The sequence below is a fragment of the Pseudoalteromonas sp. SR43-2 genome (assembly GCF_014163885.1).
Classification (GTDB): Bacteria; Pseudomonadota; Gammaproteobacteria; order Enterobacterales; family Alteromonadaceae; genus Pseudoalteromonas; species Pseudoalteromonas distincta.
In genome coordinates, this window is sequence record NZ_JACJED010000029.1 from 25,763 (window position 1) to 33,898 (window position 8,136).

The 8,136-nt window shown below is 41.2% G+C and carries 12 protein-coding genes; 11 read left to right on the plus strand and 1 reads right to left on the minus strand.

What is annotated here, in order from left to right:
• Positions 1 to 20 precede the first annotated feature (20 nt).
• Positions 21 to 2,459 carry a glycerol-3-phosphate 1-O-acyltransferase PlsB gene (gene plsB / locus H5120_RS18945; protein WP_182675768.1) on the minus strand — a complete coding sequence of 813 codons (2,439 nt, stop codon included), beginning with the start codon at positions 2,457 to 2,459 and terminating at the stop codon, positions 21 to 23.
• 417 nt (positions 2,460 to 2,876) lie between these two features.
• On the opposite strand from plsB, the gene rpsJ reads away from it, so the two are divergent.
• From rpsJ to rpsQ, 11 genes are read left to right on the plus strand one after another with little or no spacing between them, the layout of a single operon-like run.
• On the plus strand, positions 2,877 to 3,188 hold the full coding sequence (rpsJ, locus tag H5120_RS18950) for a 30S ribosomal protein S10 (protein ID WP_002957900.1): 312 nt from the start codon (positions 2,877 to 2,879) through the stop codon (positions 3,186 to 3,188).
• A gap of 27 nt (positions 3,189 to 3,215) precedes the next feature.
• A complete protein-coding gene (rplC, locus tag H5120_RS18955) occupies positions 3,216 to 3,851 on the plus strand; it encodes a 50S ribosomal protein L3 (protein WP_002957898.1) in 636 nt (211 codons plus the stop codon).
• 17 nt (positions 3,852 to 3,868) lie between these two features.
• Entirely contained in the window at positions 3,869 to 4,474 is a 606-nt protein-coding gene (rplD, locus tag H5120_RS18960) for a 50S ribosomal protein L4 (protein WP_002957897.1), read from the plus strand.
• A complete protein-coding gene (gene rplW / locus H5120_RS18965; protein ID WP_002957896.1) occupies positions 4,471 to 4,773 on the plus strand; it encodes a 50S ribosomal protein L23 in 303 nt (100 codons plus the stop codon). The genes rplD and rplW overlap by 4 nt, the downstream gene beginning before the upstream one ends.
• Before the next feature lie 15 nt (positions 4,774 to 4,788).
• Positions 4,789 to 5,613, plus strand: coding sequence for a 50S ribosomal protein L2 (gene rplB / locus H5120_RS18970; protein ID WP_002957895.1), 825 nt, complete (start codon positions 4,789 to 4,791; stop codon positions 5,611 to 5,613).
• Between the two features lie 15 nt (positions 5,614 to 5,628).
• The gene (gene rpsS / locus H5120_RS18975; protein ID WP_004588689.1) at positions 5,629 to 5,907 is read left to right on the plus strand and encodes a 30S ribosomal protein S19; all 279 of its coding nucleotides are present in this window, start codon (positions 5,629 to 5,631) and stop codon (positions 5,905 to 5,907) included.
• A gap of 13 nt (positions 5,908 to 5,920) precedes the next feature.
• Positions 5,921 to 6,253: a 50S ribosomal protein L22 gene (rplV, locus tag H5120_RS18980; RefSeq protein ID WP_002957892.1), complete on the plus strand. Its 333-nt coding sequence runs from the start codon at positions 5,921 to 5,923 to the stop codon at positions 6,251 to 6,253.
• A gap of 11 nt (positions 6,254 to 6,264) precedes the next feature.
• Complete coding sequence (rpsC, locus tag H5120_RS18985; RefSeq protein WP_002957891.1) at positions 6,265 to 6,966, plus strand: 30S ribosomal protein S3; 702 nt, start codon at positions 6,265 to 6,267, stop codon at positions 6,964 to 6,966.
• A gap of 12 nt (positions 6,967 to 6,978) precedes the next feature.
• Positions 6,979 to 7,392, plus strand: a complete 414-nt coding sequence (rplP, locus tag H5120_RS18990; RefSeq protein WP_002957890.1) for a 50S ribosomal protein L16 — start codon at positions 6,979 to 6,981, stop codon at positions 7,390 to 7,392.
• Entirely contained in the window at positions 7,392 to 7,583 is a 192-nt protein-coding gene (rpmC, locus tag H5120_RS18995; protein WP_002957889.1) for a 50S ribosomal protein L29, read from the plus strand. The genes rplP and rpmC overlap by 1 nt, the downstream gene beginning before the upstream one ends.
• Complete coding sequence (gene rpsQ, locus H5120_RS19000; RefSeq protein WP_002957888.1) at positions 7,583 to 7,840, plus strand: 30S ribosomal protein S17; 258 nt, start codon at positions 7,583 to 7,585, stop codon at positions 7,838 to 7,840. Before rpmC ends, rpsQ begins: the two co-directional genes overlap by 1 nt.
• Positions 7,841 to 8,136: the final 296 nt, after the last annotated feature.

Consider the following 8,136-nt stretch of genomic DNA (forward strand, 5'->3'; position numbering starts at 1 on the left):
CCCCTTCTGTAAATGCATTGCTAGTTACACTGATCTTGAACTATATCGCTGATTGACTGCCAGACGCGTGCTGGCAGTAATGTTTTAAGGTGTGCGTAGGTTTCACATAGTTGTGTGCTACCTACTAAGCCCTTATCACCCTCTGATATTAATGACTCGCCACGTAAGTTTTCGATAAAACTAACAAGTACTTTTTTGTCAAAAAACTCAGGTGTTTTTATGCCGTGCAGTGTACCTAAACGTTGTGCGAGTACTTGGCTTTCTCTTTCAAGTTCTGCTTTTTCAATGCCATCACTTGTTTGAATAAAACCAATTACAATAGCGTAACGTTGTAGAGTAAAGCTAAGTGCTCGTCCAAGCATTTCAAGCTTAGCTAGGCAGTCATTACTGTTCGTTATATGAATGTTATCGCCATCAAACTCAATTAAATTTTGATCAGCAAAGTTAGCTAAAATACGCGTTATATAGTTTTCATCAAGAGGTTGTAAATACCACTCTTTAGCAAATAGCGGATAAAATGTTTTTACAAGTTGCTGGCATTGAGCAATCGTAGTGCTGTGTTGTTTAAATAGATGTAGTGCAATTAAGCTTGGTACTGCAAACAAGTGCAAAATATTGTTTCGGTAGTAATTAAACAGTACTTTTTCTTTATCGCTAATCGTAATGATTTCGCCAAACTCATCACTGATCACTTCAAACTTATTAAGCTTTAATGCATGCGTTAGTAATTGCTCTGGTGTTTCGTCTGGTGTAGTTACTTTATTACTGTAGCTGGCATCACGCTGTAAGCGCAGATAAAAATCAAGCTGTGCTAATAGCTTTGGTTTACTCAATGCTTGCTTATCATTAACCAGCAATATCATCGCTAGTAAGTTAACCGCATTAAGCGCCGCTGCATTATTAATTTTAACCATTACTTGGTCGGCAAGTTTAGTTACTTGTGATGCTAACCATTGTGGCTTTTGCACGTCAGTTGGATGTATTGAATCACGCCAATCAGGTTGGTTATCGTTTAAGTATTGGTTAATAGAGATTGGGTCGCCAAAGTTTAAATTACCACGACCGTAGTTTTTAAGGTTTTTGATTGCCTTAAAAATACCAAATATAGATTCGCCTTTTTTATCTTTACCATCTAGCTCTTTAAGGTAGGTGTTAATTTCCATGACGTGCTCGTAGCCAATGTACACAGGAACAATAGATATTGGTCTGTCTATTCCGCGTAGCATTGCTTGTAATGTCATAGATAGCATACCCGTTTTAGGCGGCAGTAAGCGTCCAGTTCGGCTTCGACCGCCCTCCGTGTAAAACTTAACAGAGTAACCTTTAATAAACAGTTGGCTTAAATACTCTTTGAATATGGCAGAATAAAGTTTATTACCTGCAAACGAGCGACGAATAAAAAACGCACCAGAGCGTCTAAATATGCCTCCGGCAGGGAAAAAGTTAAGATTTATACCTGCAGCTATATGCGGAGGTACTAAACCTAAATGATAAATAGAGTAAGTAAGCAGTAAGTAATCCATATGGCTGCGATGACAAGGCATATAAATTATTTCATGGCCTTTATCTGTTAGTTCATGAATTTGTTCGGCGTGTTTAATATCAATACCATTATAAAGCTTATTCCATAACCAAGTTAAAAACCTTTCGGCCACACGTATCATTGCTTCAGAGTAATTAGCGGCTATTTCATCAAGTAGCTTAAGTGCATTTTGACGAGCTTCTGTTTGGCTAATGTTTTTAGCGTTAGCTTCATCTTGAATTGCTTTTTTTATAGTAGGTGACGCTAATAATGAATTAAACAATTGCTCACGAGATGGCATTTTAGGGCCTGTAGCAGCTAGCTTTTGGCGCTTAAAGTGAACACGCGCTACGCGTAATAATTTATGAGGTAACTCACTTACGTCGGCTTTTTCATTGACTAAAAGTGATAAGTCGAGTGGTTGGCTAAAGCGAATAAAGTTATCGCGCCCTGAAAATAACACCACAAAAAACTTTCTAAACCAGCTTGGAGTAAGAGAGTGTGTAATTAAAGTACGTAGTCCTGGCTTTTCTTTACCTGGATCGCGCCCCCATAAAATAGTAACAGGCACCACTTGTACGTTTTGCTGACCGCTTTTTATTAAGTACTCAATAATTTGCTTGCCTTGGGCTAAAGCATTGGTTGGTTTTGCTTCATCACCAAATAACGGTGGAGGATTTTTAATACCAATAAAACGGTCTAAATTTTGAGTCCCTAGCACTTGCTCTTCTGTTGGGCTAGGTAGGCCATTCTTTTTACAAACATGTGCCAGCGCGGCTAAATCAAAACGTGAATTTAAACGCACTATGTAAAATGTAGGGTACTCAGGGTTTAGATCATACTGTTTAATAGGATTTTCTGGCAGCACTTTGCTTTTCACAAATAAGCGACTAAATCCAGCAGACATAACATTTAAACAATAATTAAAAATACGCATCGACTCACCATATTGAGAGTATTAAGGGCAAAATTAGCGCAACAGGATACCATAATATCTAAAAATCCCTTAGTTTGCGCAATTAAGATGTTTAGTTGTTTGTTGACTAGCATCAAAAGCATTAGTTCAAGTATAGCTATTGAACATGTATGGACGCATATTTAATCAAATTAGTATTCATTACATTGTTTCTAAATAGTTGTTGCATTTATCACCAATACCTCTATAATACGCAGGCTTTCAAAATTCCTCTGGGAATTAGAAAGGATAAATTAAGCTTGGATTTCAAGCTAATAAACAGGAGTTCCGATTTGGAACTCAACGTAGATATAATCAAACAGCCGACATCTTAAGTTTTAAGATTGTTTCGGTCGTTTTTTTATGCTCTTTTATATGCTCTTTATATTGAGGTTAAGAATGTCAAATCAACGCATTCGTATTCGCCTAAAAGCTTTTGACCACCGTTTGATTGACCAATCAACGGCAGAAATCGTGGAAACTGCGAAACGCACTGGCGCACAAGTACGTGGTCCAATCCCACTACCTACACGCTTTGAACGTTTTACTGTACTAACTTCACCGCACGTTAATAAAGATGCGCGTGATCAGTACGAGATCCGCACCCATAAACGTCTGATAGACATCGTAGAACCAACTGACAAGACTGTAGACGCGCTTATGCGTTTAGATCTTGCTGCTGGTGTTGATGTTCAAATCAGCCTGGGTTAATCGAAAGATTAGAGAGGTTTTAGGAAAATGGCATTAGGTCTAGTCGGTCGTAAAGTGGGTATGACACGAATCTTCACTGAAGATGGTGTATCTATCCCTGTGACAGTTATTGAAGCGACACCTAACCGCATTGCTCAGATCAAATCTGACGCAACAGACGGTTATAACGCGCTTCAAGTAACCGCAGGCACTAAAAAAGCAAGTCGTGTAAACAAAGCTAAAGCGGGTCATTTCGCTAAAGCTGGTGTTGAAGCGGGTCGCGGTCTGTGGGAATTCCGCCTTAACGGTGGTGAAGGCGATTTTGAAGTAGGCGCTGAGCTTACTGTTGAATTATTCAACGAAATCAACAAGGTTGACGTAACCGGTACTTCTAAAGGTAAAGGTTTCCAAGGTGGTGTTAAGCGCTGGAATTTCAGCATGCAAGACGCGACACATGGTAACTCTCTATCTCACCGTGCTCCTGGTTCAATCGGTCAAAACCAATCACCTGGTAAGGTGTTTAAAGGTAAGAAAATGGCCGGTCATATGGGTGCTGAGCGTGTAACGACTCAAAACTTAGAACTAGTTCGCGTTGACGCTGAGCGTAATTTGCTTTTAGTTAAGGGTGCAGTACCTGGAGCTATTGGCGGTGACGTTATCGTTAAACCAGCTGTTAAAGCATAAGTCCTGGAGATTTAGTGATGGAATTAGCAATTAAAGACGCTTCTGGCGGTCTTGAAGTTTCTGAAGCTACTTTTGGACGTGAGTTTAACGAAGCATTAGTACACCAAGTAGTTGTTGCATACGCAGCAGGTGCTCGTCAAGGTACTCGTGCTCAGAAGACACGTTCTGAAGTAAGCGGTGGTGGTAAAAAACCATGGGCTCAAAAAGGTACTGGCCGTGCACGTGCCGGTACAATCCGTAGCCCAATTTGGCGTTCAGGTGGCGTTAGCTTTGCAGCTAAACCACAAGACCACAGCCAAAAAGTAAACCGTAAAATGTACCGTGGTGCGATTAAAAGCATCTTATCTGAATTAGTTCGTCAAGAGCGTTTAATCGTTGTTGAAAGTTTTGCTCTAGCAGCACCAAAAACTAAAGAACTAGTTGCTAAGCTTAAAGAACTTGAGCTTAAAGATGTTCTTATCGTGACTGAAGAAGTAGATGAAAATCTTTTCTTATCGGCACGTAACCTTTATAAGGTTGACACACGTGATGTAGCTGGTATCGATCCTGTAAGCTTAATTGCTTTCGATAAGGTACTTATTACAGCCGCTGCTGTTAAGCAACTTGAGGAGGCGCTAGCATGATTCGCGAAGAACGTCTTTTAAAAGTGATCCTTGCTCCACATATCTCTGAAAAAAGCACAATTGCTGCTGAAGAAAACAATACTATTGTTTTTAAAGTAGTAAATGACGCAACTAAAGCTGAAATTAAAGTAGCAGTTGAGAAGCTTTTTGAAGTAGAAGTAACGGGTGTTCGCACACTTAACGTTAAGGGTAAAACAAAACGTACTGGCGCACGTTTCGGTCGTCGTAGCGACTGGAAAAAAGCTTACGTTACTCTTAAAGAAGGCAGCGAGCTAGACTTTGTCGGCGGCGCCGAGTAATAAGGGGATAGAATTATGGCACTTCAAAAGTGTAAGCCTACTTCTGCGGGCCGTCGTCACCTAGTTAAAGTGGTTAACTCTGATCTACATAAGGGTAAGCCATACGCACCACTTTTAGAGAAAAACTCTAAATCAGGTGGTCGTAATAACAATGGTCGTATTACGGTTCGTCATATCGGTGGTGGTCATAAACAACATTACCGTTTAATCGATTTTAAACGTACTAAAGATGGCATTCCAGCCACTGTTGAACGTTTAGAATACGATCCAAATCGTAGCGCAAACATCGCTCTTGTATTATATGCAGACGGTGAGCGTCGTTACATTATCGCACCAAAAGGCTTAAAAGCTGGCGATGCAATCCAGTCTGGTGTTGATGCACCAATCAAACCTGGTAATGCATTACCAATGCGTAATATGCCTGTAGGTTCGACTGTTCACAACGTAGAATTAAAACCAGGTAAAGGTGCTCAAATCGCACGTTCTGCTGGTGCATACGTTCAAATCCTTGCTCGTGATGGTCAGTATGTAACATTACGTCTTCGTTCAGGCGAAGTTCGTAAAGTTGAATCTGATTGTCGTGCGACTCTAGGTGAAGTAGGCAATGCTGAGCATATGCTTCGTTCACTTGGTAAAGCAGGTGCAAATCGCTGGCGTGGTATTCGTCCGACAGTTCGTGGTGTTGCCATGAACCCGGTAGATCACCCACACGGTGGTGGTGAAGGTCGTACATCTGGTGGTCGTCATCCTGTGTCTCCATGGGGTAAACCGACTAAAGGTGCGAAGACGCGTAAGAACAAGCGTACGGATAAATTTATAGTACGTCGTCGTACTAAGTAATATTGAGGAATAGCCATGCCACGCTCTCTCAAGAAGGGTCCTTTTATAGACCTACACTTGCTGAAGAAGGTAGAGAAAGCTTTGGAAAGCGGTGAGAAAAAGCCAATTAAAACTTGGAGCCGTCGTTCAATGATCATACCTAACATGATCGGATTGACCATTGCTGTCCATAATGGTCGCCAGCACGTACCAGTTTTCGTTTCTGACGAAATGATCGGTCACAAACTAGGTGAATTTGCACCAACTCGCACTTACCGTGGCCATGCTGCGGATAAGAAAGCGAAGAAACGATAAGAGGGGAAGATAAATGCAAGCATTAGCTAAACATAAATTCGCCTCTGGTTCGGCGCAAAAAGCACGTCTAGTTGCAGATCAGATCCGCGGGTTACCTGTAGATCGCGCACTAGAAATCCTGGCGTACAGCCCTAAGAAAGCGGCTGTATTAGTTAAGAAAGTACTTGAGTCTGCTATTGCTAACGCAGAGCATAACGAAGGTGCTGACATTGATGAGCTTCGTATAACAACGATCTTTGTGGACGATGGTCCTACAATGAAACGTATTATGCCTCGTGCTAAAGGACGCGCAGATCGCATCCTTAAGCGTACAAGCCATATCACTGTTATGGTTTCAGATAGCTAGGAGTATAAGTAATGGGACAAAAAGTTCATCCTACTGGTATTCGCCTAGGTATATCTAAACCTTGGGTTTCTACCTGGTACGCGAGTTCAAAAGATTTCTCTGCACAGCTTTTTGGCGATCACAAAGTTCGTACATTCCTTACTAAGGAATTAAAAACGGCTTCTGTGTCTAAAATCGTTATTGAGCGTCCAGCAAAATCAATCCGAGTAACAATTCACACGGCTCGTCCGGGTGTTGTTATCGGTAAAAAAGGCGAAGACGTAGAAAAATTACGTCAAGCGGTAACTAAAATCGCTGGTGTACCTGCTCAGATTAATATCTCTGAAGTACGTAAACCAGAACTAGATGCACAACTAGTAGCAGACGGCATTGCCTCTCAACTAGAACGTCGTGTTATGTTCCGTCGCGCTATGAAGCGTTCGGTACAAAATGCAATGCGCATCGGTTCTAAAGGGATTAAAGTTGAAGTTAGCGGTCGTCTTGGCGGCGCTGAAATCGCACGTTCAGAATGGTATCGTGAAGGTCGTGTACCTCTACATACTCTTCGTGCTGATATCGATTACGCAACTTCTGAAGCCTTAACCACTTATGGTATCATTGGTGTTAAAGTTTGGATCTTCAAAGGCGAAGTTATTGGTGGTTTACCATTAGTACAAGAGCAAGAGAAGCCAGCTAAACGCGCACCAAAGAAAGCCAAGAAAAGTGCTAAGTAGAGGTAGCGAGTAATGTTACAGCCAAAACGTACAAAATTCCGTAAAATGCACAAAGGCCGCAACCGCGGTTTAGCGCAAAACGGTAACAAAGTAAGCTTCGGTACTTTCGGATTGAAAGCAACTGGCCGTGGCCGTATGACTGCTCGTCAAATCGAAGCAGCTCGTCGTGCTATGACGCGTCACGTGAAACGTCAAGGTAAAATCTGGATTCGTGTCTTCCCTGACAAACCGATTACAGAAAAACCTCTTGAAGTTCGTATGGGTAAAGGTAAAGGTTCTGTTGAATATTGGGTTGCTGAAATTCAGCCTGGTAAAGTACTTTACGAAATGGAAGGTGTTTCAGAAGAGCTTGCTCGTGAAGCGTTTGACCTTGCTGCTCGTAAACTGCCATTCAAAACAACTTTCGTAACTCGGACGGTAATGTGATGAAAGCTAGCGAACTAAAAGATAAAAGCGTAGAAGAGCTTAATGCTGAACTTCTAGGACTACTTCGTGAGCAATTTAATATGCGCATGCAAGCTAGCACTGGTCAGTTAGCTCAGACACACACGCTAAGAACAGTACGCCGCGATATCGCGCGTGTAAAAACAGTTATTAACCAGAAGGCAGGTCAATAATGAGCGATAAAATTCGTACTCTTCAAGGCCGTGTAATCAGCGACAAGATGGAAAAATCTTTCACTATCGCTATCGCACGTTATGTGAAGCACCCAATCTATGGGAAATTCATTAAACGTACGACTAAGTTACACGTACATGACGAAAATAACACAGCAAAAGCGGGTGACGTAGTTACTATCCGTGAATGCGCACCAATTTCTAAGAATAAATCTTGGACTTTAGTAGACGTTATTTCTAGTCCAAAACAAGCTTAATTTTTAATTAAGTTAGTTTTGTAAAAAAGCCCTGGCATTAGCCGGGGCTTTTTGTTTTCTGGAACTGCCTTATCCTGAAACGTGTTTACACATTTAGGACTTATACCAATCCGCAATAATACTTAATCATTTTGCGGGGCTAAACGTGTCGCTACCTGCGTTAAAAAATGCTCATTTAGAACAACTAAATAGCGAATTTCTGCCTACCTATCAACACGTTTTTCCAGCCTCAAAATAGATCACTTAATTAAGCGAATTGGTATTATTTTATGAAAACTATGAAAACTATGAAAACT

Excerpts from the sequence above, each read along its gene's own strand:
- rpmC (WP_002957889.1), top strand. The coding sequence starts at position 7,392 with ATGAAAGCTAGCGAACTAAAAGATAAAAGCGTAGAAGAGCTTAATGCT.
- rpsS (WP_004588689.1), top strand. The coding sequence starts at position 5,629 with ATGCCACGCTCTCTCAAGAAGGGTCCTTTTATAGACCTACACTTGCTG.
- rpsQ (WP_002957888.1), top strand. The coding sequence starts at position 7,583 with ATGAGCGATAAAATTCGTACTCTTCAAGGCCGTGTAATCAGCGACAAG.
- rplB (WP_002957895.1), top strand. The coding sequence starts at position 4,789 with ATGGCACTTCAAAAGTGTAAGCCTACTTCTGCGGGCCGTCGTCACCTA.
- rplP (WP_002957890.1), top strand. The coding sequence starts at position 6,979 with ATGTTACAGCCAAAACGTACAAAATTCCGTAAAATGCACAAAGGCCGC.
- rpsJ (WP_002957900.1), top strand. The coding sequence starts at position 2,877 with ATGTCAAATCAACGCATTCGTATTCGCCTAAAAGCTTTTGACCACCGT.
- plsB (WP_182675768.1), bottom strand. The coding sequence starts at position 2,459 with ATGCGTATTTTTAATTATTGTTTAAATGTTATGTCTGCTGGATTTAGT.
- rplW (WP_002957896.1), top strand. The coding sequence starts at position 4,471 with ATGATTCGCGAAGAACGTCTTTTAAAAGTGATCCTTGCTCCACATATC.
- rplD (WP_002957897.1), top strand. The coding sequence starts at position 3,869 with ATGGAATTAGCAATTAAAGACGCTTCTGGCGGTCTTGAAGTTTCTGAA.
- rplV (WP_002957892.1), top strand. The coding sequence starts at position 5,921 with ATGCAAGCATTAGCTAAACATAAATTCGCCTCTGGTTCGGCGCAAAAA.
- rpsC (WP_002957891.1), top strand. The coding sequence starts at position 6,265 with ATGGGACAAAAAGTTCATCCTACTGGTATTCGCCTAGGTATATCTAAA.
- rplC (WP_002957898.1), top strand. The coding sequence starts at position 3,216 with ATGGCATTAGGTCTAGTCGGTCGTAAAGTGGGTATGACACGAATCTTC.